This is a genomic window from Pedomonas sp. V897 (assembly GCF_051304405.1).
Classification (GTDB): domain Bacteria; phylum Pseudomonadota; class Alphaproteobacteria; order Sphingomonadales; family Sphingomonadaceae; genus Pedomonas.
Genome location: NZ_JBPPGG010000003.1, coordinates 372,725 through 398,962, shown reverse-complemented (window position 1 = coordinate 398,962; position 26,238 = coordinate 372,725). Strand labels below are relative to the sequence as shown.

Here is a 26,238-nt window from a genome sequence, read left to right as displayed (position 1 = left end):
GCAAAAAAAAAAAAAAGAACGGGAGAGGAAACCCTCCTCTCCCCCCCCCCCCCCCCCCCCCCCCCCCCCCCCCCCCCCCCCCCCCCGCGTCCATGATGGTCAGGCTAGACAAAGTTGTAGAACGCTTTCTCAGCTGTGGTCCACGCCAGTGCTGCCTGAGCCAGACGTTCGGAATCGCCATCATACGTAATGCTCAGATGGCGAAGGTTTTGCTGTGCAGCGTGTACGTTTGTGTTGGCCAGGAGGGCTTCATCCGACGCCAATTGGAGCGTCTTGACGTTAAACCAGAGAGGTCCGCAGCTGGTTGTTGCCAATCTGCTGATCAGATCGCTGGCGTTGCTTCCAACGATCTCGGCAATAATGGGTTGCTTCAGAAAGCCAGAGACGATGCGCGCAATCCAGCTCATCGCGAACGTGTATCCCTCGGGCGGGTTCTGCAGAACTTCGATGAGCGGCCGCGCAGACAGCAAGCGGGCGGCCATGATACCTCCGGGAATATGCGGAAATGTTGCAGATTTGATGCCGAGAACGATCGGAGACAGCTCAAAGGCATTTGAGCCATCCTGGTTGTTCAAGATCAGACGAACATTGCCATAGTCCTCGAATGCGTCGCGCATATTGCGCGTGAGACGGTCGGTGCCGGGGCAGTTGGTGGAAGCAATTGCCAAGGGGTGAATGACTCCGCCGTGCTCAAGGACACGGTTCACCAGTCGATCCAGAAAGCAGGTGAGAGGGGCTCTGCTGGCCAGCAGATTGGCACCGCAATCAATCAGAAGAACCTCGTGATCGCCAAGATTCTGTTCTAGCCAGTCATCGACTTCCTGTGCCGGTGTCTGCCATGCCAGAACTTGCGCGGAGGATTTGCCAGTGCGGCGCACGAGCCCCCGGTTGCCGTCGTCGGCATCGATATTCAGGACGGTACGCCCTGCTGCTCGTAGTCCGGCAGAGATCGCATCGGCAATCGTGGTTTTGCCGCAACCGCCCTTTTCGCTTTGAGTGATGATCACGTTGACTTGCCGCATGCTTACGCCTCCTCAGTCTTGCTGTTGGTCATTCCAATCGTGTCGATGCGGTGTCCGAATGGACTGCGTCGTTCTTCTGTCGGGTGCGTAGAGGCGGTCTCAGTTGTGCTGAACAGGTCGCTTGTCTTCTTCGCGTCTGCCACGGTCGAGGCACGTCGTTGTGATGACTGGCTCGGGGTTCCAGCCCTGCCGCGTTCACTTCTGACACGGTTGTAAGCGCGGGACACGGTTCCGGCGAGAATGGGCTTTTCGGTTGATAAATCCTGGGCAATCTCAGGCCAGGTTTTAGCCAAATGGCCTGGTGCAGAACGGGCGGCACGGATTTCTTCGTAATAGGTTCGCACAAGTGCAGCAGTTGTCTGCTTGCGATTGTGCCGGCTCGGCTGCACGCGCAGGCGCTCGGCAATTTTGTCGGGAGTGTGTGTCTTTTGCATTGTTTGTCTCCACTGTGTCGAATGCCAAGCCAGATGGGCACGGCAATTTTCTATTGGCCAGAGCCGCGAGTGAGGCTGGAACCACTTGAAACCACTTGGAACCACTTTGAGACCGACACAGGCACCTTCACCCGCTTAAAAATTGTCCATCACTGTCCAGACAGAAGATCACATGAAAAATTCCCTGCGTATGATTCTTGTCCGATCGGTATGTTGTCAGGTCTTGTCCAATGACCGGCCGACGTCTGTCGGCTGTCGTGAAGGAAAATTGATGCAGGATGGGACATGTAAACATGTCCGGTTTTGTGCTCGGCGCAGGAGCTTCTCGCAGGGTGTGGGGAGCTGCAAATGACGGTTCGACAGAAAAAGGACAAGGGTGCGACACGCACTGTGTCGGTTCGGCTCTCTGCCGAAAAAGCCGATCAGCTGGCAGTGGAGGCGGCTGTGCGTCATATCACGGTATCGACTCTCATTGCTGACAGACTGTTTGGCCGGGAGCGTCCGGTTCATGTCGCCTTGGCGGCCTTGGGGAGTCTGATTGCGATCGAGCGGACAATTATCGGACAAGAGAAGTTAGATCCTGTTACTGAGGCTGATCTCAAGGCCGCCTTGCAGGAACTCCTGAGGTTGGTTCGCCAGGAATTGGTCCTGTGATCGTCAAGCGCATCCGATCGCAGGTGAGGGAGCTTCGAGGCTCCACGCGGCAGCTTGCCGCCCGCGTGCTGGCGCTCTCCAATTACATCGTTGATGCTGATGTCGACCAGCTGCGCCAGTCCGCCCGTGTCGCGGCTCTGTCCGGTTATGTCCTCGACATGGGCGATACTGCTGATGGTATTCTCGCCGGAGAAAAGGTCGAGGCTTATGGCAGCCTCAGCCTGGTGGGGCCGGCGTTGCCGGAATGGCAGATGGAGATGCTGGCCGTGGCCGCGCGTGCGCCGCGCTCGCGCAATCCGATCGAGCATTATGTCCTCTCCTGGCAGGAGGACGAGCACCCTGATCCGCAGCAGGCGAAAGAGGCGGTCGGGCTGTTTCTGGAGACCCTCGGGCTTGAGCGATGTCAGGCCATCTGGGCGCTCCATGCCAACACCGACAACGATCACATTCACATCATGGTCAACCGGATTGACCCGGCAACAGGCAAGGCGTTGCAGGCTGGCGATGGCTGGGACATTGATGCAGCGCACCGGGCGATCGCCCTGATCGAGGACCGTCAGGGATGGAAGCAGGAAGAAGGGGCGCTGTACTTTGCGCGGCAAGGCCGCCTCTTTGACGCCCGTACCAATAGACCTGTCGATAAGCAGGGCAGGGGGAAACGCAGACAGGAGGTGGAGGGCAGGCAAGACGGCCGGTTGCCTTCAGAGCAACGGGCTGCGCTGCTCGAGGCCTTGCGCGATGCTGCTGACTGGCAGGACTTGCACGGGCGGCTTGCCGAACTCGAAGCAGCTTACGAACGCAAGGGCAGCGGCGCGGTCGTTCGTTTGGGCCGGGAGGAGATCAAGGCCAGTACTCTGGGAAGACACGCATCGCTCAAGGCCATGGAAAAGCGGCTTGGGCCTTATGTTCCAGATCAGCGTCCGCCAAGCCTTGGATATGAAGCTTACAAGCAAGCCTGCCGCACGGAACTTGCCCGTATTCGTCAGCTGCGATCCGAGCAGTTCAAACGCCTTGAGGCGCATCGTCAGGCAACCCTGGCTTCTCTGCCTGGTTCCTTGCCGCCAGAGATGTTTCAGGCGCTGAAAGCTGCAGTCAACGCAGAGTTTGCTTCAGCACGCCGTGCACTGAGCAGTGCCTTTGCCAAAGCGATCGACGCCTTTGCCCAGGCCCGTCTCGATCCTGCCCAATGGCTGGCAGCCTCCAGTCCGATCGCTGCGCCTGCTGTCCAGCTGCCCTCGCTCTTCATTCCGGCAGGCGCTCAGATGCCAGAACGTCCGGCAAGCGTGCGCCTCGATGACAAGGCGATTTCTGCGCGGCGGCGGGGCTTTGCCACGCAGTATCATAACGACACCAACCGCGCGCTCATGGTGACGGACTACCGCAGCGTGATCATCGTGCATTCGGTCGATCCGGTTTCGGTGCGGCTGGCACTGACGCTTGCAGCGCGGCGCTGGGATGTTGTGCGGGCCGAAGGCTCGCCCCGGTTTCTGGAACTCTGTGCACAGATTGCAGAAAGGGAGAAAATCCAGTTGGTGGGCGTCGACAACCAGCCCCTGGTGCCGCCAGTTCAGCGAGGCCGCACGGTCCGAACAGAAACGGTTCGAACTGTTCCACAGACACCCGTTTCAGTTCCTGTGCCCGCCACCAGCCCAGCTCCCGTTCAGAAACCAGCTGAGGTACCCCGGCAAGAGGCGGAGATCGATCGCGCAGACGCGGCTCCTGAAGAGGGGGTGGATCTGGTGCAACTCTGGCAATGGCAACGCCAGAATGGCCGTGGCAGGTGATGGTCGGCACGGCCCGACGATTGCTTAGTAGGGATAAGCTCGCGCCGCCCGCACGGTCTCTGAGGTGGGAAAGAAGGTGAAGTGGCTGAAATAAGAAAATGAAAAAAATGACTCCCGGCAGGGGAAGGCAGCCGCCCCACCGGCAAGGAAGTTTCAACATGCAGAAGAGAACAGACTATCGCCAGAGGCTGGCGGAGAAGGGCGCGCGTGCGCTCACACGCATCGCGGGCTGGCGTTTTGCCCCGCATCCCGAACTGCTTCTGGGGCCGATCAGTATATATCCGTATGACCCCGATGCTCACATGGTTCTGATCCCGGTTGCCTGGGCCATGCCTCGCGGACTGGTATCGATCCTGAACGAGACGCGCTGTACGGCAATCCTCGTGGTGCCCAGCTTCACGACGACCGGAAACCTTACCTGGCAGTTCATGATCGGGCGTTGTTCGCAAGGACATCTGATCTGGTACAGCGGCCTCAGGCTTTTCATCGCCACGGATGACAGGATCTGGTTTGTGACCAATCCAGTATCCTGCCCGCTGGAGCCGGAAGCGCTTTGCCTTGAGCGAGGTTGGCTGAGGCAAGGTGCTGTCCCCTGGAACAGCGAGGCCGAATGGAGGTCCGGTGTACGCAGCGGCGACGACCTGCTGTTGCAGATGGCGGAGCAGGACTGAGGTTCGCTCCGTCTGACTGTTTGAAGCCTGGTTCAACCCAAGGTGGTTGGACAAAGAGAAATGAAAAGTGTGGCCCTCGCTCCGTTCAACTGCGCGGGACCGCTTGTTGGGATTCGATACATGACTGAAGTTTTGATGCACGTGGCCGTGAGTGCAGGTCGGCTGCCGCCCACTCGCCCTCAGGTCCGCAATGCCTTGTTGCAGATTGTGGCTATGATCCAGGGGCAGGAGGTCTCTGCCCCTCGCAACACCCAGGAGCAGCTGGCCGCTTGTGTGTTGCTGCCGCACTGCGGTGTCCTGCTGGTGGGGACAGCATGCCATGCGCCGTTGCTCCGGCCGGAGGCCGCTGAGGCGGCCGCGTCGATGGGTGTCTCTGTCCTGCTGGTTCGCATGGATGTCGATCGCGGCGTGAGCGTTGATATCCGCCTTGCCCACCACACTGGCTGGCTTTGCAATTACAGGCTGGAGAGCGGTCCTGATGGTCGGCTTCTCGTGCCACCAAAGAGCGACCAGCTGCATCTGAGCCTTTCAACCGCTGGCGTGGCGGAAACTGTGCCGCCCGCATTTAACGGCACCGCTCTTGCCCATGCGGAAGGAGGGAACGCATGACCTCCATGACTGCACTTGTTTCTGCTGCCTCGGACACGGCGGCTGAGCTGCGCTCGTTCATCAATGGTGGCGGCGTGTACCCGAACTTTGACTTTACCCGCTATTGGTGGGCCTCCAGCGACAATAGGCCGGGCATTGCGCCGTGGGTTCAGAAGAAGCTGAAACCCGGCAACGATCCAGAGTTCGGGCAGGCATTGCGGGCGGGCCTTGTCCTGCCGAAAACTGCGTCTGGCGATTACATGAATCTGGCGTTCCTGCTTGATCGCTTTGACCGAACGCTGCCGTCGTATGAACAGCATGCCTTTGTACAGATGAAGTTTACTCTGCCGGGAGATGAGCCGCTCCATGTCGGCTGGGAGCGCGTGCGCGCCTTTGCCTTGGAGTATCTTGCGGGCGAGCGGGGTCTTGCTGCTGTGATCGTGCTGCACAATCCGGGGATCGCCGGGTCAGGCAACGCACCGCACATCCATGTGATTGTTCCGGCGCGTCAGCTCACGGCCAATGGGTTTGGGGCCACTGACAAGGGGCTTTGTTCTGACCGAGGGCAGGAAGAGTGTTGGGCTGCCTGGCAGGCGCTTGTGACAGAGGGAGGTGTGGCATGAACCAGTCCAACCCCGATCAAATCCAACGGCTGGCGCGACACCTCGCCAGCCTGGGTAGGGAGAACGCGGAGCGACTTCAACTTGTGGTCGATGAGGCACTGCGCTTGCTGGATGATCCGGAACTGGTGATCCCTGAGGTGCAGCCTGAGGCCTTCCCTTGGGAGCAGGAGGAGCCAGAGGTGAGTGGCCCAAAGGGTATTTATTTGGCGACAGTGACGGATGATGCCACGGGAGAGGGGCTGACAGTCTACTTCGCAGCTGTGTTGGCGCGTAGCGAAAGCGAGGCGAGGCGCTCACTGTCGCGGCACTGGACAAGGAATCTGGCACACTTGGCAACGCTCGCCCGAGGCGCTGATGGTGTCGTGCCGTATGCTGATCTGTTTCTGTCGCCCAAGTTGCGGGCGGCGCTTGAGCGATTAGAAAACAGCGGGGATCGACCTGCAGCCTTCAGCTATCAGGCCCGGTATCATGTGAATATTTCATGAATAGTGACCTGCATTTCCGAAGAGTGCTGTCGTTGCTTCATGCTTTGAGCGGTGTCGAAGCTGCAGGTCGTGCCTATTTCCCGCCTTTCAGCACCATAGGGAGACCTGCAAACAGAACGACGCATTCGTTCGCAGCGGCAGCGGTTGCCTGATTGATCCGTCCGGCAATGTCGCGGAAGCGGCGGGCTAGCGCATTGTCCGGCACAATGCCAAGACCCACCTCGTTGGCCACCAGAACGACCGGCCCTGTCACCCTGCCAAGAGCCTGGATGAGGCGCTCGGTTTGTGCCTCGGTGTCCTGATCTGCCAAGAGTAGATTGGAGGCCCAGAGCGTCAGGCAATCGACCAGCACAACGCGGTCCGGCGCCGCGCTGGCGACAATGGCTTCCGGCAGATCAAGCGGGGCCTCAAGCGTCTCCCAGCCTTCACCACGCTCAGCCTGATGTTTGGCAATACGCTCCTCCATTTCCACATCGAACGCCTGCGCCGTGGCAATGTAAATGCGGCGGCCAGAGATGGCCTCGGCGCGCGCCTGCGCATAACGGCTTTTGCCGGATCTGGCGCCGCCCAGCACAAAAAGGATTTGCACAGATGAGAGGGTCATTTACTGCTGCCTTGACATTATAGAGGGTATCCAACCGGAACTGGTGTTCTGCTTAGCCGACAGTTTGGAAGATTGGAAAGACCGTGACAGATCAGTGGGTGGTCCATGGCGGCGCAGTGTCTTGCGCCATGGCACGTTTTCCGGACGCTCTAACGCCGTGGGTCGATTTATCAACGGGGATCAATCCGCGCCCCTGGCCGGTTGATCAGGTGCCTGCCGTTGACTGGACGCGGTTGCCTGATCCGCAGCACCTCGCTGAACTGGAAGCAACGGCCGCGCAATATTTCGGGGTGGACGCGCCCCATGTTTGCGCAACGCCGGGCAGCGAGCTTTGCCTGCGCCTGCTGGCTCATGCCGGATTGCCTGCTCCCTTCACGTGCCTGTGGCCAGCGTACCGGACACACGCAGAAGGGCTGCCGGGGTGCCGCCTGGCGGCACCCGATGAACTTGCCGAAAGGGCGGGCGATCCGGGCACGTTGTTGCTGGCCAACCCCAACAATCCCGATGGCCGGTTGCTGACGGCATCCCAGCTTCTCGAGATTGCAGCGGCCAAACAGCAGGCAGGGAGTTGGCTTGTGGTCGATGAAGCCTTCATCGACGCTTATCCTGAAGCAAGCATTGCCTCGAAGGTGTGGGGAGGCCGCCGGAACCGGGACGAATTGCCGGTCGTTGTGCTGCGCTCCTTCGGCAAGTTCTTCGGGCTGCCGGGGCTGCGGCTGGGGTTCCTGATCGGGCCACGAGACATTGTGATCCAAATGAAGGCATTGCTCGGCAGCTGGCCCGTCAATGCCGCTGCTGTTGAGATAGGGTGTCGCGCCTACGCGGATGCGGCATGGCAGGCGCAGGAGCGGGATCGACTCCAAGAGGAGGCGTCCCGCCTGAAGGCGCTGCTTCAAGGCCATGGGTTGCATCCGCAGGGGAACAGTCCCCTGTTTCAGCTGGTTGAGGTGGATGAGGAGCGTGGCGGGGCCATAAGGCTCTTCGAGCATCTGGCCGGTTATGGCATTCTCACCCGTCCGTTCAGCTACAATCCCCGCTGGTTGCGTCTCGGCCTGCCTGCCAGCGCGGCAGACTATGCGCGGCTTGAGGCCGCTCTGACGGTCTGGCGGACGGCATGACGGGTCTGTCTCTGCCACTGGTGGCTGTCGCGGCGTTTTTGATCGACGCGAGCCTTGGCTGGCCGGACTGGCTCTACCGGCGCATCGGCCATCCGGTCGGGTTATTCGCTCGGCTGATCACTGGCTGCGAGACGGCGTGGAACCGCACGGATTTGACTGACGGAGCGCGGCGAGGGCTGGGGGTGCTTTGCGTTGCTATCCTCCTGGGCGGTGCAGGTGGTGCAGCCTGGCTGATCCAGTTGTTACTCGTGAATTTCCTCGGCGGCTGGGCTTGGCTTGGTGTTGCCGTGCTGGCCTGGCCGGGGCTGGCGGTGCGGAGCCTGCACGATCATGTGGTGCCGGTTGCCCGTGCGCTGGCTGCAGGTGACCTTGAGGGAGCGCGCAGAGCAGTCGGCATGATCGTCGGGCGCGATCCGGAAACACTGGATGCGCCGGGCGTTGCCCGCGCGGCGGTTGAGAGCCTGGCCGAGAGTTTTTGCGACGGCGTCATGGCCCCGCTGTTCTGGTTGACGGTGGCGGGCCTGCCGGGGCTGTGGGTTTACAAGGCGCTGAATACGGCGGACAGCCTCATTGGGCACAAGGAGCTGCGCTGGCGCGCGTTCGGCTGGACGGCAGCGCGTCTGGATGATGTTGCAAACTACATTCCGGCGCGGCTGGCAGGGGTTCTGGTGTGTCTGGCCGCAGGCCGTGGCTGGCGGGTGATGTGGCGGGATAGCCGCAATCATGCCTCGCCCAACGCCGGCTGGCCGGAGGCGGCAATGGCCGGGGCGCTCGATCTCAAACTTGCAGGCCCGGTGGTCTATGATGGCGTGCGCCACGCAAAGCCCTGGATCGGCAGTGGTCGTGCGGATCTGGGGAGCCAGGATATTGATGCCGCGCTGCGGCTGTATCGCCGGGCCTGCGGCTTGGCGGTGGTTCTGATCGGAGGGCTGGCATGGCTGCTGTGATGTTTCAGGGCACAGGCTCGGATGTGGGCAAGTCGGTGCTGGTGGCCGGGCTCTGCCGGGCGCTGGTCAATCGCGGCCTCAAGGTTCTCCCCTTCAAGCCGCAGAACATGTCGAACAATGCGGCCGTGACGGTCGATGGCGGCGAGATCGGCCGGGCGCAGGCATTGCAGGCGCAAGCCTGCCGGGTGCTGCCGACAGTCGAAATGAACCCGGTGTTGCTCAAGCCGCAGGCGGATCGCACCTCCCAGCTTGTGGTGCATGGCCGGGTGCGCGGACGTTTGCGCGCGGGCAATTATCGGGAAGCGCGCGCCGCTTTGCTGAACGACGTGATGGCCAGCTATGCGCGGTTGCAGGTGTCGGCTGACATTGTCGTTGTGGAAGGCGCAGGCTCGCCCGCCGAGATTAACCTGCGCGCAGGGGACATCGCCAACATGGGGTTTGCCCGCGCCGCCGACGTGCCGGTTGTTCTGGTGGGCGATATCGACCGGGGCGGAGTTATCGCCTCGATCGTCGGCACGAAGACGGTTATCGATCCGGCCGATGCTCGGATGATCGCGGGTTTCCTCATCAACAAGTTCCGGGGCGACCCCGCCCTGTTCGAGGATGGCTACCGCCAGATTGAGGCGCTGTCCGGCTGGTGCGGCTTCGGGGTGGTGCCATGGCTGGCCGAGGTCGCCCGGCTGCCGAGTGAAGATGCGGTGGTGCTGGAGCGCGCGCCGGTAACGGTGGCCGAGGACAAGCCGCTCGTCATCGCCTGTCCGATCACGCCGCGTCTCTCCAACTTTGATGACCTTGATCCCTTGGCCCAGACCGAGGGCGTAGAGGTGCGGATGATCCGCCCCGGCACACCGCTGCCCGTTGATGCAGACCTTGTGGTGCTGGCCGGATCCAAGGCGACGATTGCCGACCTTGAATTCCTGCGGGCCGAAGGCTGGGATATCGACCTCCTGGCTCATGTGCGGCGCGGCGGGCGCGTGCTGGGCATCTGCGGCGGATACCAGATGCTGGGCCGCACCATCGCTGATCCGAGCGGTGTCGAAGGTCCGGCGGGCGAGGTCAATGGACTTGGGCTCTTGGCGGTCGATACGGTGCTGGCTGGTGTCAAGGCGCTGCGCACCGTTGCGGGCACGGCGCTTGATGCGGCGTTTGATGGCTACGAGATGCACATCGGCACGACCATTGGCCCTGACACCGCGCGGCCGATGGCGCTGCTGGAGGATGGCAGGCCGGATGGCGCCATGTCCGCAAACGGGCGGATCATGGGGACCTATGTGCATGGGCTGTTCAACAAGGCCGCGCAGCGCAGCGCATGGGTGCGGCTGCTTGGGGGCAGTCCTGTTGCAGGCGGGGCGGATCACGCAGCTGTGGTGGATGAAGCGCTTGATGCCATTGCCGAAAGGCTTGAACAGCATGTGGACGTAGACGCGCTGATTGCGCTGTCAGAGCGTGCTGGCAATTATCAGGGCAAGTAACAGTCCGGTCTCGCACAGTTCGATGCCTGCGCCGTGGCAGTCGCCCGAAACGCCGCCCAGCTTGCGTTTAAGCCAGACGCCCCAGAGTACGAGCAGCCCCACGGTTGCCCAAAGTGCGGGCGCGATGAGAAGGGCTGGCGCCAGGAGCCCGATGGTCCAGAGCGCAAGGCAGAGCGGGCCTGCGCCTGCGCGAAACGTTGAGCCGAGGCCTGCGTGCAGGGGCGGAAGCCACAGCGTCCACAGCAGCGGCCCGATCCTGGCCAGGGCCGGGATGAGCAACACCGCCATCAGCATGGCGGCGTGCGGGTACGGGGCAAGCGCCACCTCGTGCAGCAGGATCGTCTTGGCCAGCAGTTGCAGGACCAAAGCGCTGACCCCGAGGCTGCCGATATGCGGATCCTTCATGACGGCGCGCAGCTTGTCTGGGTCGCCATGGCTTGCCGCCAGGCCGTCCACCAGATCGCCAAGGCCATCCAGATGGAGCGCGCCTGTCACCCACACCCATGCGGCAACGCCTGCAAGGGCGGCGAGCCACGGGCTGATGAGATTTCCCAGTGTAAAGGCGAGGGCGACGGCGCTGCCGACGACGAGACCCGCCAGCGGAAACCAGCGGATGGCCGCCTGAAAATCAGCGGCGGAGACGTCAAGCGCGGGCAGGGGCACGCGCGTCATGAACTGAATGGCCAGCATCGCCTGCTTCAGATGAAGCTTGATACCCGTACTTGTCGGGGCACTTGCTGTCACAGCCCATCCTCCACCCGAAAAAGCCCGGTCAGCTGGGCGGTGCGCGGGCACGTCTCCCACAGGTTAAGGCGGACCAGAATCCCATAGGGCAGATCAACTGCCCAGCAGTGATCGAGCGGCCAGTCGAGGAGGATCGAAAGCGCGGCCCTCATGCTGCCGCCGTGAGCAACAATAAGCGTCGCCTGCGGCTCCAACGCCTCCAGTGCTTCGCCCACGCGCAGTCGTAAATCCTGCCAGCGCTCCCCGCCAGGCGGCGGGTGGAGGTCCGGGTCCGTCTGGAACCGTGAGAGGCTGTCCTGCGGGAGCGCGTTGGGGGCCATCCCGTCCCACAGGCCGAAGTTCACCTCGCGCCAGCGCACATCGTCCATCACCGGCAGGCCAAGGTGCTTTCCCACGACCGCTGCCGTTTCCCGGCACCGGGTCAGGTCGGATGTGATGATCCGCTGGATGCCCTGTTGCGCCAGCCGCCCGGCTTGCGCCTCGGCCGCCTGCGCCCCCTTGCCGGACAGGGGGACGTCGGTCCAGCCGAGCAGCACACCGGTTTCAACCGGCGTGCCATGGCGCAGCAGCCAGAGCGGCCAGGGAGAACAGGCACCGGATGGCGCTGCGGTCATTCGGCCGGCTCGGCAACCCGCGGGCGCGGCGCAGCACCGGCGAGGGCCTCCTCGATGGTTGCCATTTGCGTATGCGTGGCGAGCGCTGCTCGGATCAGGAGAGTCGCAACAGCAGCGCCGCTCGCCTCGCCCAGCCGCATGTTCAGGCGCAGGAGGGGCGACAGACCAAAGTGTTTCAGCACCCGGCCATGCCCCGGCTCCTCCGACTGGTGCCCGGCAATGCAGTGATGAAGAATGTCAGAATTCTGCATAACCAGCGGCGCGATCGAGGTGCAGCAGATGAAGCCGTCGAGAACGACCGGAATGCGCTTCAGCCGCGCGCCCAGCACAGCGCCCGCCATGGCGGCCAGTTCGCGTCCGCCCACTGCCGCCAGCAGGTCGAGCGCCGTGCGCGGCGTCTCGCGATGCACTGCCATGGCCCGCTCGACCACGTCGGTCTTGCGCGCAACACCTGCCGTGTCGATGCCGGTGCCACGCCCGACCCATTCGGCCGGTTCGCCTCCATAAACCAGACAGGCGAGCGCGGCGGCGGTAGTGGTATTGGCGATGCCCATCTCGCCGATGACGAGCAGGTCGAGATCGTCCTCAACCGCCGCAGCGCCTGCCGACAGCGCAGCCAGCGTCTCGGATTCGCTCATGGCAGGGCCGGTGGTGAAGTCGCTCGTCGGGCGGTCAAGGTCGAGCGCCACCACCTTAAAGTCGAGCCCTGCCGTCAAGGAGAGCGCATTGATGGCAGCACCGCCGCGCTCGAAGTTCTCGACCATGCCGCAGGTGAGTTCGGGCGGAAAGGCGCTGACGCCATAGCGTGCAATGCCATGATTGCCGGCAAAGACGATGGTCTGGCCGCGGCGCAGCCTGGGGTGCGGCGTTCCCTGCCAGCCCGCCATGAACACGGCGATGTCTTCAAGACGTCCGAGCGAGCCTTCCGGCTTGCACAGACTTTTCTGGTGCGCACGCGCGCTCTCAATGGCCATTGCAGCCGGTTCAGGAAGCGCGGCCAGCGCGGCGTCGAACGCGGCGCGATCAGGAAACAGGGTCATTCTGCAACAAATCCGGCTGGAGGCATGCGGGTGATGAAATGGCCTTTGACGCCTTCGGGCCAGTCCTTGTAGGGCACCACGCCCTCGGGGCTGGCGGCGTAGCGGACGGCATAGTCGAGAATGGCGGCGGCATCCTCGGCCGTTGGGTTGAAGCGCCCAAGCACATAGCCGATCTTGCCCGGCGCCCGCAGATGCACGGTGCAATGCTCGCTGCAGGCGAACAGGCAGGGCATTTCCTGAATGGCGACAGCGGCGTATTCGGGACGTGTTTGCTGGACGCCGCGCAAGGTGTCTGCCAGCACCCGCCCGCCGCGGCGGCCAGCAGCGTCGGATGGCTGATCCTTGGCGAAGCGGCAGGTGTTGCACACGACAACGGCCGCCACATCATCAACTGGGGTGAGCATATTGCCTCTCCCGTCGGCCTGCGGGAGAGCGCAGGCCATGGTTCACAACAGATGCCCCTCGCGCTGCTGCACGTGGCAGCAGGTCAAAGGGCGCTCATGCCGTCATGCGGGGAGGTCCCGTTCGTCCGGCAGTCCCTGGCCGGCCGATAGACGACGACAACAGGCAGGTCTCCTGGCTTGCGGGTCATCGCCGTGCCGGTCGCCTTCTCGGGAGAAATTCCCAATGGCTTCATGACCGCAGACTCGCCGCTCACAGTTGCAGGGACAGCCGGGGATTTACACCCCGTTCCCGTTTTCATTCCCCAAAGGGGAAACCTGTTGCACGTGGGGTCATATGAATATTGCCGCTTTGCCGTCAACCCGTTTGGCCGTTCTACGCGGATTTGTGCGGCAGGCCGGTTGGGTTTTCTTGCGAAGGTCAGGCCTGAAGGCGCTCAGCAATGAAGTCGATAAAGCATCGCGCTTTGGCAGGGAGATAGCGGGTCGGCGGATACAGCAACCAGACGTCGCCGTGATAGTTGGTCTTGAAGGCCCAGGCGGGCAATACCTGTTCGATCAGGCCTGCTTCTAACGCGTCCCTGGCCATGAAGAACGACAGGCTGCCGAAGCCTATCCCGCTCAAGACCGCATCAAGCCGGACACCGGCGTGATTGACTGTATAACGACCCTCAATATCCACGCTGATCGTCTTGCCGGCCCGGGTGAATCGCCAGCGGGAGTCGTCAACGGCCCGACTTAAGGCAATGCAGCTATGACCTTTCAGGTCTCGAGGGTGCTGTGGGCGGCCGTGTTGGTCGAGATAGGCCGGCGTTGCACAGATGACATGTTCGATCCGGAACAGCTTGCGGCCCATCAGACTGGCCGGCGGATCATCCGTCACCCGAAACGCCAGGTCAATATCGCCATCATAAAGGTCGAGAGGGCGGTCATCCAGCCGCAGCTCGACATCAACGTCTGGATAGGTGCGCAGAAACGGGGCGATGTGGGGATGGACAAAAAAGCGCCCAAGGGCACGCGGACTGCTCACGCGCAGTTTTCCGGCAGGTCGCATCTCGCGCTGGTGCGCGACCTGCAAAGCCGAGCGGGCGGCATCCAGCATGTCGCGGCAATGCTGGTACATCTCTGTGCCCGCTTCGCTCAGGCTCAGCTTTCGGGTTGTGCGATGCAGCAGGCGGGTGCCGGTGGCGCGCTCAAGCCGCGCGATCGAGCGGCTGACGGCAGAGGGTGTCATGCCGCGCTTTCTGGCGACTTCGGAGAAACTGCTCGCCTCCACCACTTGGGCGAACAGGGCCATATCGGGCAACAGCGCGACATCATGATTTATGCGCATGAGGAACAAGTCTTTGCAGTTCGGCGGCGATTATTGCTTCTTTTCAGGTTTGCTATCCTGGCGCAAGAGGCCTGTTCGACCTGTCTGATCGGCCCTGTCAGGAGCGTTGCCATGTCCAGAGCCCTTATCATCGTTCGCGCTGGCGAGACCTTTGCAGACCTACGTACCCGGATCGGTGATTTTCATGACTGGATTGCTGAAGGTCTGGGCCTGACGTGCGATGTCTCGCATGTGGATGCGCGCGAAGCGCCTGACTTGCCAGAGCCGGCCTCGGTTGCCGGCGTGGTGGTGACAGGGTCGCATGCCATGGTCAGCGACAGGGCACCGTGGAGCGAGCAACTCGGCCAATGGCTGCTCCGCTGCGTGGAGGCCAGGGTTCCGGTGCTTGGCATCTGCTTTGGGCACCAATTGCTTGCCCATGCGCTTGGCGGCGTTGTGGGATACCGGGCTGACGGGCGGGAGTTGGGAACCATTATGGTGCATCAGCTGGAAGTCGGGCAATCCGATCCGCTGTTCCAACACATGCCGCAGGTGTTTCCCGCCCATGTGGTGCATGAGCAGTCCGTCCTTGCTCTGCCGCCGGGTGCGGTCCGCCTTGCCTGGAGTTCGCAGGAGCCGTGTCAGGCGTTTCGCTTTGGCGATTGCGCCTGGGGCGTGCAATTCCATCCGGAGTTTTCCGCCACGGCTATTCAGGCTTATCAGGCCCGTCTCGCCCCGGGGGCGTATCCGGAAGATGCGCCTGACACGCCAGAGGCGGCCCGTTTGCTCCGTTTGTTCGCAGAGTATGTTCTCAGACGCGGCAACGCCGGATGACTTGCGTCTTCTCCATCAACCCGCACGACCCCTCGGATAGAGAATAGTCCGCCCGTCCTCCGTTTGGCGCAGCGCAGTGATGCCGTAAACGCGGGCGAGCAGCTCTGGTGTTAGCACGATATCGGACGCTCCCGCGCCTGCTACGCGGCCATTGTCCAACACCAGCACCGTGTCGCAGTAGCGGCTGGCCAGCGTCAGATCGTGCAGCACCGTGATGACTGTCTTGCCGCGTCGCGCCTGATCCAGCAGCAAGCGCATCACATCGATCTGGTGCCCAGGATCCAAAGCGGCGAGCGGCTCGTCGGCAAGCAGGATCGGTGCCTCGACCGCCAGGGCGCGGGCCAGCAGCACGCGGGCACGCTCACCGCCTGAAAGCTGGTCGATCGGCCGGTTCGCAAAGCCAAGCGTATCCGTTTCCGTCATGGCGCGGGTGATGGCGTCCTCATCCCCGCCGCTGAGGCGCGTGTGGCCATGGGTGTAGGGCAGGCGTCCCAATGCCACGACGCGCCGTGCGGTCATGCCCCAATGCACCACCGGACTTTGCGGCAGATAGGCCATGCTTTGGGCGCGCTGGCGGCGCGAGAGGGCGCTCAAGGGCTGGCCGTCCAGAAAGATCTCGCTGCGGATAGCAGGTTCGATTCCAACAAGCGCCCGCAGCAGGGTCGATTTGCCCGCGCCATTGGGGCCGAGAATGGCATGGAGGCGGCCCGGCAAAAACTCGGCCTTTATATCGCTGAGAGCCAGCCGGTTGCCCAATTGCACCTCAAGCGAGTGTATGCGCAACCCGTTCATATCCGACGCTCCCGCAGCAGCTGGTAGACGAACACAGGGATACCGAGAAATGCGGTGACGACTCCCAACTTCAACTCATTGGTGGAAGGGATCAGCCGCACCAGCACATCGGCTCCGGTCAGCAGCGCAGCACCGCCCAGAAACGAGGGCAGCAGAACTGCCGATGGATTGCGGCTGGTCAGCGGGCGGACCAGATGCGGCACGATCAGGCCGATGAAGCCGATGGCGCCTGAGACGGCAACCGCACCGCCCACGCCAAGCGCAACGCCGATGCCGATGAAAAGGCGCAAACGCCGAAGATCAACGCCAAGGCTGACGGCGCAGTCTTCGCCGAGCGACAAGGCATCAAGGGCCGGACCTGTGCGCAGCAGCAGCCCTGCGCCGAACAGAATGCAGGGAAGGGCAATCCAGATATGGGTGAGGGAGCGGTTCTCAAGGGATCCGAGCAGCCAAGTGGTGATTTCCATGGCGGCAAATGGATTGGGCGACAGATTGAGCGCAAGGCTGATGGCCGCGCCTGCCAGCGTGCCGATGGCGATGCCGCCGAGGATGAGGCTGAGGATCGTGTCGCGGCGGGCGGCCAGTCCGAACAGGAGTGCCAGCGCGCCAAGCCCGCCGGCAATCGACAGGAGCGGCAGGAGGAAATCATTCAGCTCCGCCAGCCCGAAATAAAGGGCGATGACGGCCCCGAGCGCTGCCGCATTGGAAACGCCAAGCACGGAGGGTTCGGCCAAAGGATTGCGCAGATATCCCTGCAGGACCGCACCGGCGAGGCCCAGCATGCCGCCAACCAGCAACGCCAGCACCGTGCGCGGCAGGCGCAGTTGCCAGAGAATAATCTGGTCAACCGGATCGCCCTTGGCCAGAAGTGCGGCCCAGAGTTCGCCAAAGGAGAGATTGACGGGACCAAACAACAGAGAGGTTGCCGCCGTTCCTGCAATCAGGATCAAGAGCAGGCTTATCAGATTTTTCCGCGATGTTTCGTTTTCTGGCGTCTTCACAAATGACCTCGGCTTCGATCGGTCGTCCCGTCACACTTGTGTCCCGGGTGGAAATGTCTCATGTCGGCAGCCAGTCAGGATTTATCCGGGGTTGGTGCGAACATGAAGCAGGGATGGAGGGTCTGGGCGATGTGTAGCGTTGCGCTCCATGCCCTTGTATTTTCGGCGACCGTGGCGCAGGCCGCGCCTGCGCGCATCGTCTCGCTCAACATGTGTGCGGATCAGTACCTCGTCGCGCTGGCGGACAAAGGGCAGATTGCAGCCCTGACGCGATTTGCCCGGGATCCGGTCATGTCGGCGGTCAGCCGGGAGGCAGCGGCCTTGCCGTACACGGGCGGAACGGTTGAGGAAGTGCTGAAACTGAAACCGGATCTCGTGATTGCCTCCAGCCAGCGGCGCGTGGGCGTTGCCGCGCATGTGGCGGCGCAGAACATTCCGATACAGCCTGTCCATACGGCAAACAGCTACGAGGACATCAAGGCACAAATCCGGGATGTTGCTTCCGCTGTCGGCCATACCGAACGCGGCGAGGCGCTCATCCGCCAAATGGAGGCGAGCCTTGCAGATATTCACCCGGCGGGCCGGGGGCGTGTGGCAGCTTATTACCAGCGTCGCGGATTCATGACCGGAACCGGCACGCTGGTCGATGAGATGATGCGCCGGGCGGGCCTTGAAAACCTTGCAGAGCGCTTGGGCAAGCCGGTGCTGGCCCAGATCAGCCTTGAGGAAATCGTTGCAGCCCGCCCCGACTTCCTGATCGTCGAGGCGGATGCGCTGCGGGTGACGGATCAGGGAACGGAAATGCTTCAGCACCCGGCCCTTGCCCATATTCCTCGCCTTGTGCTGCCCCAGTCGCTGACGGTCTGCGGCGGGCCGACCTACGTCGAGGCGGTCCGCCAGCTCGTTCAGCAGATCGAGGCGCACGACAGGCAGGCCAGTGCGGGCAGGGCAGGCATTGCACATAAGCGTTAGAACTCGATGCCGGGCTGACCCTTGATGCCTGCCCGGTAAGGGTGTTTGATCTCGGTCATTTCCGTGACCAGATCCGCCATGTCCATGAGCGCTTGCGGCGCATTGCGGCCGGTCACGACCACGTGCTTCATCTCTGGCCTTGCCGCCAGCACTTCAAGCACTTCGTCAATCGGCAGGTAGTCGAACCGCAGGACGATGTTCAGCTCATCCGCCAGCACCAGATGGTAGGTGGGGTCGTTGATCATCCGCTTGACCTCTTCCCAGGCCTGACGTGCCATCTCCATATCCCGGACGCGGTTTTGCGTGTTCCAGGTGAAGCCTTCGCCCATGGGGCGGAATTCGACGAGGTCGGGAAAGGCGTCAAACACCACCTTCTCGCCGGTCTGCAACGCGCCTTTGACGAACTGTACGACGCCGGCCTTCTTGCCATGGCCGATGCAGCGCAGCACCATGCCCATGGCGGCCGTCGTCTTGCCTTTGCCCTTGCCGGTGTGGACGATGAGCAGGCCCTTCTCGCGGGTCTTGGTCGCCTCGATCTTGGCGCGCGCCGCCTGCTTTTTCTTCATGCGCGCGGCATGCTCTTCCTCGGTGCGCACTTTGCCGGTGGCGGCCGGTGTCTCGGTCATGGGATCTCTCCTTCCGGGGGACGGTTTGCAAGGGTGTTGCGCAGGTCCTGCAGGCTTATGGCGGTGCTGTTGGAGCGGGGCTGCCACAGCCCGCGCTCCAGCGCCTCGGCAAGGCGCGCCATGATTTCCTGAAGGGCATCGGGATTGTGGTCCTTGAGGAACGCCCGCACGCGCTCATCCTCGATATAAGCGCTGAAGACCGCGTCGAAATGGTGATCGCGCACGGCATTGGTGGCGGCGGCAAAGCCGAATAGATAGTCGATGCTGGCGGCAATCTCGAACGCGCCCTTGTAACCGTGGCGCATCACGCCCTCGATCCACTTGGGGTTGGTCAGGCGACCACGGACGATCCGCGCCACTTCCTGATCGAGCGTGCGCACGACCGGCTTTTCGGGGCGGCTGTGGTCAAGGTGATAGGACAGGGGCGCCCGTCCGGTCAGATGTTCGATGGCAGCGGCGATGCCGCCCTCGAACTGGTAATAGTCATCGCTGTCGAGCAGATCATGTTCCCGGTTGTCCTGATTGTGGACGCTCGCATCAACCTGCGACAGCCGGGCGGAAAATCCGGGAAGGTCGCTGATGCCATCCTGACCGCCGCCGTAGGCATAGCTGCCCCATTCGAGATACATTTTTCCCAGATCAGCGCGGGTCTCCCAGATCCGCTCGTCGATCAGGGTTTGCAGGCCTGCGCCATAGGCGCCGGGGCGCGATCCGTAAACCCGGTTGCCGGCGCGCAGCGCCGCCTGTTCGGGCGATACTCCCGCGGCTTCCAGTTTGTGCTGTTCCGCGCGGAAGCGGGCGGCGGCGGGATTGTCGTCTTCATTTTCCTCCATGACCATGACGGCGCGCGCCGCGCTGTCGAGAAGGGCGATCTGCTCAGGAAAAGCATCGCGGAAAAAACCGGAGATGCGGAACGTGACATCAACGCGCGGACGGCCGAGTTCAGCGATGCTGATCACCTCGAAGCCGGTCACGCGTCCGCTGCTCCACTCCCAGCGCGGACGCACGCCCATCAGCGCCAAAGCTTGCGCGATGTCATCGCCGCCCGTGCGCATGTTGGAGGTGCCCCACGCGGTCACCGCCATGGCCTTGGGCCACACGCCTTCGCGCTGGAGGTAATCCTCCACCAGCAGCCGGGCGGACTGCTCGCCCAGCCGCCAGGCCATGGGCGTCGGTACGCTGCGCGTGTCGACCGAATAGAAGTTGCGTCCGGTCGGCAGAACATCGGGTCGGCCGCGCGTCGGCGCGCCGGACGGGCCGGGCGCAACGAAGCGGCCATCGAGCGCGGTCAGCAAGGCTACCCTCTCGGCGGGACCGCAGGCATCCACCCGAGGGGCAAGGTCCGTTTCAATGGCGTTCAAAACTGCGGCAGATGCCGGGCCGGGCGGCTGAGCCTTGCCGCTGACGAGGTGCAGGGAAAATTCCTCCAGCCGCTCGATCGTATCGCCCGTGGTGCGCCATAAATCGCTGCAAACGCGGGCGAGCGCCTCCGGGCGCGGGCCGTGCCAAGGCGCATTCAGCACGCAATCGAGCGGGTCAAATCCCAGTTGGAAATCATCGGCCAGCGCCCGCAAAAGCGATTGCGCGCCGGGGTCATCTGCCGATCTGCCGTGGCGCGGCGTGCGGGCCAGAGAGATCAGCAGGTCCAGCCGCAACTGCCCCTCCGGGCTGCGGCCGAAAATATGCAGCCCGTTGCGGATCTGAAGTTCCTTCAGGTCGCACAGGTAATTGTCGAGGTTCGCAAGGGTATCATCGTCATTCGTGCCAACGCCTGCATCAACGGCAAGGCCGTTGCGGTGCGCAAGGTCGAGAATGTCGCGCTTCAGGCCGGGCAGGCGGCGCGCATCCATGCTCATGGCCTGATAATATTCATCGATCAGGGCTTCCAGTTGGCGCAGCGGGCCATGGCTTTCGGCGCGGGTGAGGGGAGGCGTTAAATGGTCGAGAATAACCGCGCCGATGCGCCGCTTGGCCTGAGTGCCTTCGCCCGGATCGTTGACGATGAACGGGTAGATCTGCGGCACCGGGCCAGCCACGACTTCGGGAAAACAGGCGGCGGAAAGGCAGAGCGCCTTGCCCGGCAGCCACTCGGCGGTGCCGTGCTTGCCGACATGGACCATGGCATGGCAGTCAAAGCGTGTGCGCAGCCAGCAATAGAACGCCAGATAGCCATGGGTGGGCGGCAGATCCGGGTCGTGACAGCTGGACTTGGGATCAATGTTATAGCCGCGAGCCGGCTGGATGCCGACAACGACGGATCCGAAGCAATGGATGGGCAGCTGGAACTGGCCGTCGCATACGAAGGTGTCGGTTTCAGGCAGTCCCCAACGCTGCGTGACTGTCTCTTGCACCTCAGCGGGCAGGCATGCGAACCATGCCTTGTAATCCGAAACCGGCAAGGTGGCCTCGCTGCCGATCTGTGCGCTGCCGATGGCATTGGTTACGCCTGAGACAAGGCGCGACATCAGGGCCTGCCCGTCAGAGGGCATGTCGGCAATCGCATAGCCAGCAACCGCCAGTGCGTTCAGAATTTCAAGGCAGGCCGCCGGGGTGTCGAGACCGACGCCATTGCCGATCCGCCCGTTCTGGTTGGGGTAGTTGGCCAGCACCAGCGCGACCCGGCGCCCGGCGGGCGGCAGGCGCCTCAGCCGTGCCCAGTTGGCGGCAAAGGCGGCAATGAATTCTGCGCGGTCGGGCGCGATCTGCGGCTCGACCAATGTGCATTCGGTTAATGGATCGAACCGGGCCTTGCTCTTGAAGGCATAGGCGCGGGTGAAGATGCGCCCGTCCACCTCCGGCAGGGCAACGTTCATGGCAAGGTCGCGTGCGCCAAGGCCAACGCTGCTCTGCTGCCAGTCTTCCTCGCGCACAGCCGCAAGGCAGGTTTGCAGAATGGGGCAGTCGGCCTCCTCCAGTACGCTGCCGGTCCGCGGCTCGCCAAGGCTGGAGGCGGCAAAGGAGGTGGCATTGAGAATAACGTCTGGCCGCACTTCCTCAAGCGTTGCGCGCAGCCAGTCGATGACCTTGGCTTCGCGCAGCCCCCTCACATAGACCGGCAAGACATTGAAGCTGCGCGCCTCAAGCGCGGCAATCATCGCATCGACTGCCTCCAGCGTGCCGGCGGCGGCCAGGGCGCGATAGAATACGAAAAGGGCCGTGGGCTTGTCCGGATCCCATGTTTTCCGGATGTCCTCCAGTGTCGGCGCGCAGTCGGTCGGAGCATGAAGGCCCACATCGGAAAGAGCCTCCGGCATGCGCGCATGGGCATCTCTTCTGCCAATGAGATGCATCGCCTCGTGCAGAAAGAGCGCGGCATTGCCGACGCCGCCATGGCGCAGACACGCCTGCATCAGACGGCGGCTTTCGCGCGGCAGGGTCGAGGCCCGGCTCAGGTCCGGGTCATCCTCCGCATCGCCTGACAAGGCGGCAAAAACAATGCCCCGCTCGCGCGCCATCTCGGCAATCCGGTCGATGCCGTAGGGCCAGTAGGACCGGCCGCCCAGCAGCACGACGGCAACGAAGCGGGCGTGAGCGATGACCTGATCGAGATAGAGGTCAACCGAATAGGGATGGCGCAGTTGCAGCAAGTTCGCCAGCCGCACCGTCACCCCGGCTGCCGCGCACTGGGAAGCGGCGCGGGCAAAGCAGGTCAGTTCACTGTCGGCAGTGGTGAGGATAAGGATGTCTCCCGGCGACTGGCCGAGATCAACCGCCTCTTCACCATCCGAGATCTGTCCGGGCGTGACGGCGAGCAGGTGCATATCAGCAGGCGATCTTCAGAATAGCCGCTTCAATGGCCGCACGATCCATGCCATGCCGCCCGATGACGACGAGGCGGGTGGCGCGGGTTTCCTCTGGCTGCCATGGCCGGTCGAAATAATGCTGCAAGCGCGGGCCAACCCCCTGCAACACGGCGCGCACCGGTCGCTCCGCAACGCTGACCATGCCCTTGATGCGGAAAATGTCGTGGGCGTTGATGATCGGGGCCAGCTTCGCCGCAAAGCCGTTCAGGTCAGCAATATCGCCGGCCTCAAGGACAAAGGAGTCAAAATCCTCGTGGTCATGATCCTCTTCGGTGTCATGGTGCGAGGGGCGCGCAGCAAGGTCGTCTTCCGCCGCAACGCCCAGCCCCAGCAGGACGCCCGGATCGATCTGCCCGTTCTGGACCGGGATCGCCTTGACCTCGGATCGGGCAGAGGCTGCCACGCGGGACTGAACCGCCATCAGGGCAGGGACATCGACCAGATCGCATTTGTTGAGGAGCACCAAATCCGCGCAGATGAGCTGATCCTCGAACAGCTCTTCGAGCGGATTGTCGTGATCGAGTTCGGGGTCCGCCTTGCGGGCCTCGGCGATGGCTTCTTCATCGGATGCGAAGCGTCCGGCGGCCACAGCCTCGGCATCGATTACGGCGATCACGCCATCGACGGTGGCGCGGGTGCGGATGTCGGGCCACTGGAACGCCTGGATCAGCGGCTTGGGCAGGGCAAGGCCGGAGGTCTCGATAATGATGTGGTCGGGGCGATCGTCCCGATCCAGCAGCATCTGCATGGTGGGCAGAAAATCGTCGGCCACGGTGCAGCAGATGCAGCCGTTTGCCAGTTCCACAATCCGGTCGGCCGGGCAGGCTTCGTCATTGCAGCCGCGCACCAGATCCGCATCGACGCCAATATCGCCGAACTCGTTGATGATGAGGGCGAGGCGCCGTCCCCCGGCATTTTGCAGCACGTGGCGGATGAGGGTGGTTTTGCCGGCGCCCAGAAAGCCGGTGATGACGGTTGCTGGAACTTTCTTCATTGACGGTCTCCGGATTGGCCGCGGGGGGCGGCGGTCGCAGTGGTGGCCCAGGGCACCACGAAGGAATGCCCTTCATGGCGGCCATGAAACGCGGTGATGTCGTAGTGACGCGCAAGATTGTCCGGCGTGCAGACGGTCTGCGGTGCGCCGTCGGCAACCAGCTTGCCGTGACTGAGCAGCAACACCCGTTCGCACCAGCGGCTGGCGAGGCTGAGGTCGTGCAAGACGACGATGACCAGCCGCCCCCGTTCCGCTTCGCGGCGCAGCAGTTGCAGGGTGGCAAGAGCATGGTGCGGGTCAAGTGCTGCCAGCGGCTCATCGACCAGCAGGACGTCCGCCTCAACCGCAAGCGCCCGGGCCAGCAGGACGCGCGCCCGCTCGCCCCCGGACAGGGTGTCAACGGACCGGTCTGCCAGTGCCTCGATGCGGGTGCGCGCGATAACCTGCGCGACGACATCGTGATCAGCTGGCTTGAGGCGATCAAGAGTGCCCGCGTGCGGCACCCGGCCCATCTCAACTACGGTTCGGGCAGAGACCGGCCAATGCACCGTGGTGCTTTGCGCCAGATAAGCCAGCCGCCGGGCGCGGGTGCGCTCGGGCAGCGTCGCCAGAGGTATCCCCTCCAGCATTACGCGCCCGGCATCGGGCCGGGAAAGACCGGCAAGCAACCGCAAGAGAGTGGTTTTGCCCGCGCCATTGGAGCCGATCAGACCGACAAGCGCACCTCCCGCAGCGGAGAAGGAAAGGTTCCTAACACCTCCGCCACCGGCGTGATGCAAGCTCAGGCTTTCTGCAATCAGGGTTGTATGCCCAGTCATTCCGGCCTCCGGTGCAGGCGGAACACCATGCGCAGAAACAACGGACTGCCGACGAGCGCAGTCACCACGCCCAGCCGCAATTCCGGGCCGACGGCGATGACGCGCACAAGCGTGTCGGCCGTCAGGACGATGAGCGCACCGCCCAGCATGGACGGCAGAACGGCGCGCCCCGGCAGGTGACCCAAGAGTGGGCGGATCATGTGAGGCACAATCAGGCCGACAAAGCTGATGCTGCCGGAGACGGAGACGCTGGCGCCAACCGCAAGGCTGGTGCCGGCGATGATGAGCCAGCGCGTGCGATCGATATTCTGGCCGAGGCTGCGCGCGGTGTCCTCGCCAAGGGAGAGGGTGTCGAGGCGTGGTGCCGCCAGAAGCATCAGGGCAAGGCCGGGCAGAATGAAGGGCGCGGCAAGGCTCACTTCGGCCATGGTGCGATCGCGCAGCGAGCCCATCAGCCACATGGCGATTTCCGCAACCGCCCATGGCGATGCCGACAGGTTCATTGCCAGAGAGGTGAGCGCCACGCACAAGCTGCTGATGGCGATGCCGACCAGCACAAGGGTGAGCGTTGTGTTGGCGCGTCGCGAGACGACCAGCAGTAGCCCCATGCAAACGATGGAGCCCGTCATGGCGAAGAGCGGCAGCAGGACGGGCGATAGGCTGGCGAAGCCGAAATAGAGCGCAATCACCGCGCCGAGGCCAGCGGCGCTGCCAATGCCGAGGGTGCCGGCCTCGGCCAGCGGATTGCGCAACAGGCCTTGCAACAAAGCGCCCGAGCCGCCCAGAGCGGCGCCGACCAAAACCGCCAGCAGGGTTCGCGGCAGGCGCAGATGCTGGACGATGGTGTTATAGGCAGCTTCAGACTGGCCGACAGCCGCCTTGAGCAGGGTTGCGGTGGACAAGGGCGTGTAACCGATCCGCAGCGACGCCAGCATCATGCAGGCAATGGCAAGACCGAGCAGCAGAGACAGGGTGCGGGGCCGCAGCAGGAAGCGGCTTCCCGTGTCTTTTGCGGCAACCGTGGCGGTCATGGTCGCGCCTCCCTTGCAGGTGTTGCAGGGAACAGGCGCTTGCGCTCGTTGGCCATGGTCTCGGCGGCCAGGACCAGGAGCGGGGTGCCGCAATTCCAGTATTTTCCTGGCACGTCGATGGTCGGCCGGAGCCGTGCGGTTCCCCAGAGGACCGGGTTGCGCCGGAGGAAATTGGCGTTGCGCCGGTTCGTGTCGAAATAGCTGGTGATGAACGCATCGGGCGGGCTGAGAACCACCTTCTCAAGGGGCACGCCGCGCCAGCCGTCAATGCCGATTTCGCGTTGCAGGTTGGCAAAGCCGGCAGCTTCAATGGCGATGTCCACGAAGGTGCCTCGTCCTGCCCCGCCGCCATCGGGACGATAGTAGACAACGCGCGGAAGGGTTGCCGGTTTGTCCCGCGCCAGCCGCTCAAGCCGCCGGTGCATGTCCGCAAGAATGGCCTCGCCGCGCCGGGATTGTTGCAACGCACGGGCAACACTGCGGGTCAGGTCTTCCACATCGGCCCACGAATTGGCAAGGGGCAGGGTGAGAACTGTGATGTTCGTCTGGGCCAGCGCTTTGGCGGTGTAGGGATTGAGGTTGTCGCTGGTCAGGAACACCTGCGCGCCGCTGGCGATAATTTCTTCGGCGCTCCCCCGTGTCACAGGCAGACCTTTGGCCCGGGCGGCATAGTGGGAGAGGGGGCCTGTCGCCTGATCGGAGACGGCCACGATCTGGTCGCGGTCGGCCAGCATTAGCGCCATCTGGTCTGCGCACAGGCCGTATGAGGCGACGCGCGGCACCGCCGCCGTGGCCGGAGCCACAGCGGCGGTCACAAGCAGGACCGCCACTGCGCTTCTCCAGAGGCGGGCGCG

Annotated in this window: 27 protein-coding genes and 1 riboswitch; of the genes, 11 read left to right on the top strand and 16 right to left on the bottom strand. The window is 63.3% G+C overall.

Features of this window, described 5'->3' with window-relative positions:
* Positions 1-104 precede the first annotated feature (104 nt).
* On the bottom strand, positions 105-1,022 hold the full coding sequence (locus ACSJJU_RS10700; RefSeq protein WP_435915425.1) for an AAA family ATPase: 918 nt from the start codon (positions 1,020-1,022) through the stop codon (positions 105-107).
* 2 nt (positions 1,023-1,024) lie between these two features.
* Positions 1,025-1,456, bottom strand: a complete 432-nt coding sequence (locus ACSJJU_RS10695; RefSeq protein WP_435915424.1) for a hypothetical protein — start codon at positions 1,454-1,456, stop codon at positions 1,025-1,027.
* 348 nt (positions 1,457-1,804) lie between these two features.
* On the opposite strand from ACSJJU_RS10695, the gene ACSJJU_RS10690 reads away from it, so the two are divergent.
* The 6 genes from ACSJJU_RS10690 (at position 1,805) to ACSJJU_RS10665 (ending at position 6,261) form a co-directional block, all read left to right on the top strand.
* Positions 1,805-2,110 carry a hypothetical protein gene (locus tag ACSJJU_RS10690; RefSeq protein ID WP_435915423.1) on the top strand — a complete coding sequence of 102 codons (306 nt, stop codon included), beginning with the start codon at positions 1,805-1,807 and terminating at the stop codon, positions 2,108-2,110.
* On the top strand, positions 2,107-3,894 hold the full coding sequence (locus ACSJJU_RS10685) for a relaxase/mobilization nuclease domain-containing protein (protein ID WP_435915422.1): 1,788 nt from the start codon (positions 2,107-2,109) through the stop codon (positions 3,892-3,894). The genes ACSJJU_RS10690 and ACSJJU_RS10685 overlap by 4 nt, the downstream gene beginning before the upstream one ends.
* Positions 3,895-4,052: 158 nt before the next feature.
* Entirely contained in the window at positions 4,053-4,565 is a 513-nt protein-coding gene (locus ACSJJU_RS10680; protein ID WP_435915421.1) for a hypothetical protein, read from the top strand.
* 120 nt (positions 4,566-4,685) lie between these two features.
* Positions 4,686-5,174, top strand: coding sequence for a hypothetical protein (locus tag ACSJJU_RS10675; protein WP_435915419.1), 489 nt, complete (start codon positions 4,686-4,688; stop codon positions 5,172-5,174).
* A complete protein-coding gene (locus ACSJJU_RS10670; RefSeq protein ID WP_435915417.1) occupies positions 5,171-5,776 on the top strand; it encodes a hypothetical protein in 606 nt (201 codons plus the stop codon). Before ACSJJU_RS10675 ends, ACSJJU_RS10670 begins: the two co-directional genes overlap by 4 nt.
* Complete coding sequence (locus ACSJJU_RS10665; RefSeq protein WP_435915416.1) at positions 5,773-6,261, top strand: hypothetical protein; 489 nt, start codon at positions 5,773-5,775, stop codon at positions 6,259-6,261. The genes ACSJJU_RS10670 and ACSJJU_RS10665 overlap by 4 nt, the downstream gene beginning before the upstream one ends.
* Positions 6,262-6,334: 73 nt before the next feature.
* Here ACSJJU_RS10665 and cobU read toward each other — a convergent pair whose 3' ends face one another.
* Positions 6,335-6,865 (bottom strand): bifunctional adenosylcobinamide kinase/adenosylcobinamide-phosphate guanylyltransferase, encoded by a 531-nt coding sequence (gene cobU / locus ACSJJU_RS10660; RefSeq protein WP_435915415.1) that lies wholly within the window; start codon positions 6,863-6,865, stop codon positions 6,335-6,337.
* Between the two features lie 128 nt (positions 6,866-6,993).
* On the opposite strand from cobU, the gene ACSJJU_RS10655 reads away from it, so the two are divergent.
* From ACSJJU_RS10655 to ACSJJU_RS10645, 3 genes are read left to right on the top strand one after another with little or no spacing between them, the layout of a single operon-like run.
* Entirely contained in the window at positions 6,994-7,983 is a 990-nt protein-coding gene (locus ACSJJU_RS10655) for a threonine-phosphate decarboxylase (RefSeq protein WP_435915414.1), read from the top strand.
* Positions 7,980-8,930, top strand: coding sequence for an adenosylcobinamide-phosphate synthase CbiB (gene cbiB, locus ACSJJU_RS10650; RefSeq protein WP_435915413.1), 951 nt, complete (start codon positions 7,980-7,982; stop codon positions 8,928-8,930). The genes ACSJJU_RS10655 and cbiB overlap by 4 nt, the downstream gene beginning before the upstream one ends.
* Entirely contained in the window at positions 8,918-10,402 is a 1,485-nt protein-coding gene (locus ACSJJU_RS10645; protein WP_435915412.1) for a cobyric acid synthase, read from the top strand. The genes cbiB and ACSJJU_RS10645 overlap by 13 nt, the downstream gene beginning before the upstream one ends.
* Here ACSJJU_RS10645 and cobS read toward each other — a convergent pair.
* The 5 genes from cobS to ACSJJU_RS10620 form a co-directional block, all read right to left on the bottom strand.
* Complete coding sequence (gene cobS / locus ACSJJU_RS10640; RefSeq protein WP_435915411.1) at positions 10,370-11,146, bottom strand: adenosylcobinamide-GDP ribazoletransferase; 777 nt, start codon at positions 11,144-11,146, stop codon at positions 10,370-10,372. The genes ACSJJU_RS10645 and cobS overlap by 33 nt on opposite strands.
* On the bottom strand, positions 11,143-11,760 hold the full coding sequence (locus tag ACSJJU_RS10635) for a histidine phosphatase family protein (RefSeq protein ID WP_435915410.1): 618 nt from the start codon (positions 11,758-11,760) through the stop codon (positions 11,143-11,145). Before ACSJJU_RS10635 ends, cobS begins: the two co-directional genes overlap by 4 nt.
* On the bottom strand, positions 11,757-12,800 hold the full coding sequence (gene cobT, locus ACSJJU_RS10630) for a nicotinate-nucleotide--dimethylbenzimidazole phosphoribosyltransferase (protein ID WP_435915408.1): 1,044 nt from the start codon (positions 12,798-12,800) through the stop codon (positions 11,757-11,759). The genes ACSJJU_RS10635 and cobT overlap by 4 nt, the downstream gene beginning before the upstream one ends.
* A complete protein-coding gene (locus ACSJJU_RS10625) occupies positions 12,797-13,204 on the bottom strand; it encodes a DUF1636 domain-containing protein (RefSeq protein ID WP_435915407.1) in 408 nt (135 codons plus the stop codon). Before ACSJJU_RS10625 ends, cobT begins: the two co-directional genes overlap by 4 nt.
* A 145-nt stretch (positions 13,205-13,349) precedes the next feature.
* Positions 13,350-13,538, bottom strand: a riboswitch (cobalamin riboswitch).
* Between the two features lie 84 nt (positions 13,539-13,622).
* Entirely contained in the window at positions 13,623-14,534 is a 912-nt protein-coding gene (locus tag ACSJJU_RS10620; RefSeq protein ID WP_435915406.1) for a LysR family transcriptional regulator, read from the bottom strand.
* 111 nt (positions 14,535-14,645) lie between these two features.
* On the opposite strand from ACSJJU_RS10620, the gene ACSJJU_RS10615 reads away from it, so the two are divergent.
* Positions 14,646-15,347, top strand: a complete 702-nt coding sequence (locus tag ACSJJU_RS10615) for a glutamine amidotransferase (RefSeq protein WP_435915405.1) — start codon at positions 14,646-14,648, stop codon at positions 15,345-15,347.
* Between the two features lie 15 nt (positions 15,348-15,362).
* Here ACSJJU_RS10615 and ACSJJU_RS10610 read toward each other — a convergent pair whose 3' ends face one another.
* Entirely contained in the window at positions 15,363-16,139 is a 777-nt protein-coding gene (locus ACSJJU_RS10610) for an ABC transporter ATP-binding protein (protein WP_435915404.1), read from the bottom strand.
* Complete coding sequence (locus ACSJJU_RS10605; RefSeq protein WP_435915402.1) at positions 16,136-17,140, bottom strand: FecCD family ABC transporter permease; 1,005 nt, start codon at positions 17,138-17,140, stop codon at positions 16,136-16,138. The genes ACSJJU_RS10610 and ACSJJU_RS10605 overlap by 4 nt, the downstream gene beginning before the upstream one ends.
* 60 nt (positions 17,141-17,200) lie before the next feature.
* Here ACSJJU_RS10605 and ACSJJU_RS10600 point away from each other — a divergent pair, with 60 nt between their 5' ends.
* The gene (locus ACSJJU_RS10600) at positions 17,201-18,112 is read left to right on the top strand and encodes an ABC transporter substrate-binding protein (protein ID WP_435915401.1); all 912 of its coding nucleotides are present in this window, start codon (positions 17,201-17,203) and stop codon (positions 18,110-18,112) included.
* Here the strand turns inward: ACSJJU_RS10600 and cobO are convergent.
* Genes cobO through ACSJJU_RS10570 form a run of 6 tightly spaced genes read right to left on the bottom strand, consistent with a single transcriptional unit; the run spans position 18,109 to position 26,214 of the window.
* The gene (gene cobO, locus ACSJJU_RS10595) at positions 18,109-18,738 is read right to left on the bottom strand and encodes a cob(I)yrinic acid a,c-diamide adenosyltransferase (RefSeq protein WP_435915399.1); all 630 of its coding nucleotides are present in this window, start codon (positions 18,736-18,738) and stop codon (positions 18,109-18,111) included. The genes ACSJJU_RS10600 and cobO overlap by 4 nt on opposite strands.
* The gene (cobN, locus tag ACSJJU_RS10590; protein ID WP_435915397.1) at positions 18,735-22,499 is read right to left on the bottom strand and encodes a cobaltochelatase subunit CobN; all 3,765 of its coding nucleotides are present in this window, start codon (positions 22,497-22,499) and stop codon (positions 18,735-18,737) included. Before cobN ends, cobO begins: the two co-directional genes overlap by 4 nt.
* Position 22,500: 1 nt before the next feature.
* Positions 22,501-23,535 (bottom strand): cobalamin biosynthesis protein CobW, encoded by a 1,035-nt coding sequence (gene cobW, locus ACSJJU_RS10585; RefSeq protein ID WP_435915396.1) that lies wholly within the window; start codon positions 23,533-23,535, stop codon positions 22,501-22,503.
* A complete protein-coding gene (locus tag ACSJJU_RS10580; protein ID WP_435915395.1) occupies positions 23,532-24,353 on the bottom strand; it encodes an ABC transporter ATP-binding protein in 822 nt (273 codons plus the stop codon). The genes cobW and ACSJJU_RS10580 overlap by 4 nt, the downstream gene beginning before the upstream one ends.
* Positions 24,350-25,384: a FecCD family ABC transporter permease gene (locus ACSJJU_RS10575; protein ID WP_435915394.1), complete on the bottom strand. Its 1,035-nt coding sequence runs from the start codon at positions 25,382-25,384 to the stop codon at positions 24,350-24,352. Before ACSJJU_RS10575 ends, ACSJJU_RS10580 begins: the two co-directional genes overlap by 4 nt.
* A complete protein-coding gene (locus tag ACSJJU_RS10570; protein ID WP_435915393.1) occupies positions 25,381-26,214 on the bottom strand; it encodes an ABC transporter substrate-binding protein in 834 nt (277 codons plus the stop codon). The genes ACSJJU_RS10575 and ACSJJU_RS10570 overlap by 4 nt, the downstream gene beginning before the upstream one ends.
* Between the last annotated feature and the right edge of the window lie 24 nt (positions 26,215-26,238).

Coding starts and splice junctions, on each gene's coding strand:
- ACSJJU_RS10610 (WP_435915404.1), bottom strand. CDS start 16,139: ATGAACGGGTTGCGCATACACTCGCTTGAGGTGCAATTGGGCAACCGG.
- ACSJJU_RS10690 (WP_435915423.1), top strand. CDS start 1,805: ATGACGGTTCGACAGAAAAAGGACAAGGGTGCGACACGCACTGTGTCG.
- ACSJJU_RS10645 (WP_435915412.1), top strand. CDS start 8,918: ATGGCTGCTGTGATGTTTCAGGGCACAGGCTCGGATGTGGGCAAGTCG.
- ACSJJU_RS10680 (WP_435915421.1), top strand. CDS start 4,053: ATGCAGAAGAGAACAGACTATCGCCAGAGGCTGGCGGAGAAGGGCGCG.
- ACSJJU_RS10695 (WP_435915424.1), bottom strand. CDS start 1,456: ATGCAAAAGACACACACTCCCGACAAAATTGCCGAGCGCCTGCGCGTG.
- ACSJJU_RS10625 (WP_435915407.1), bottom strand. CDS start 13,204: ATGCTCACCCCAGTTGATGATGTGGCGGCCGTTGTCGTGTGCAACACC.
- cobT (WP_435915408.1), bottom strand. CDS start 12,800: ATGACCCTGTTTCCTGATCGCGCCGCGTTCGACGCCGCGCTGGCCGCG.
- ACSJJU_RS10655 (WP_435915414.1), top strand. CDS start 6,994: ATGGCACGTTTTCCGGACGCTCTAACGCCGTGGGTCGATTTATCAACG.
- cobU (WP_435915415.1), bottom strand. CDS start 6,865: ATGACCCTCTCATCTGTGCAAATCCTTTTTGTGCTGGGCGGCGCCAGA.
- ACSJJU_RS10635 (WP_435915410.1), bottom strand. CDS start 11,760: ATGACCGCAGCGCCATCCGGTGCCTGTTCTCCCTGGCCGCTCTGGCTG.
- ACSJJU_RS10700 (WP_435915425.1), bottom strand. CDS start 1,022: ATGCGGCAAGTCAACGTGATCATCACTCAAAGCGAAAAGGGCGGTTGC.
- ACSJJU_RS10620 (WP_435915406.1), bottom strand. CDS start 14,534: ATGCGCATAAATCATGATGTCGCGCTGTTGCCCGATATGGCCCTGTTC.
- ACSJJU_RS10615 (WP_435915405.1), top strand. CDS start 14,646: ATGTCCAGAGCCCTTATCATCGTTCGCGCTGGCGAGACCTTTGCAGAC.
- ACSJJU_RS10665 (WP_435915416.1), top strand. CDS start 5,773: ATGAACCAGTCCAACCCCGATCAAATCCAACGGCTGGCGCGACACCTC.
- cobO (WP_435915399.1), bottom strand. CDS start 18,738: ATGACCGAGACACCGGCCGCCACCGGCAAAGTGCGCACCGAGGAAGAG.
- cbiB (WP_435915413.1), top strand. CDS start 7,980: ATGACGGGTCTGTCTCTGCCACTGGTGGCTGTCGCGGCGTTTTTGATC.
- ACSJJU_RS10675 (WP_435915419.1), top strand. CDS start 4,686: ATGACTGAAGTTTTGATGCACGTGGCCGTGAGTGCAGGTCGGCTGCCG.
- cobW (WP_435915396.1), bottom strand. CDS start 23,535: ATGAAGAAAGTTCCAGCAACCGTCATCACCGGCTTTCTGGGCGCCGGC.
- ACSJJU_RS10600 (WP_435915401.1), top strand. CDS start 17,201: ATGTCGGCAGCCAGTCAGGATTTATCCGGGGTTGGTGCGAACATGAAG.
- ACSJJU_RS10575 (WP_435915394.1), bottom strand. CDS start 25,384: ATGACCGCCACGGTTGCCGCAAAAGACACGGGAAGCCGCTTCCTGCTG.
- ACSJJU_RS10580 (WP_435915395.1), bottom strand. CDS start 24,353: ATGACTGGGCATACAACCCTGATTGCAGAAAGCCTGAGCTTGCATCAC.
- ACSJJU_RS10670 (WP_435915417.1), top strand. CDS start 5,171: ATGACCTCCATGACTGCACTTGTTTCTGCTGCCTCGGACACGGCGGCT.
- cobN (WP_435915397.1), bottom strand. CDS start 22,499: ATGCACCTGCTCGCCGTCACGCCCGGACAGATCTCGGATGGTGAAGAG.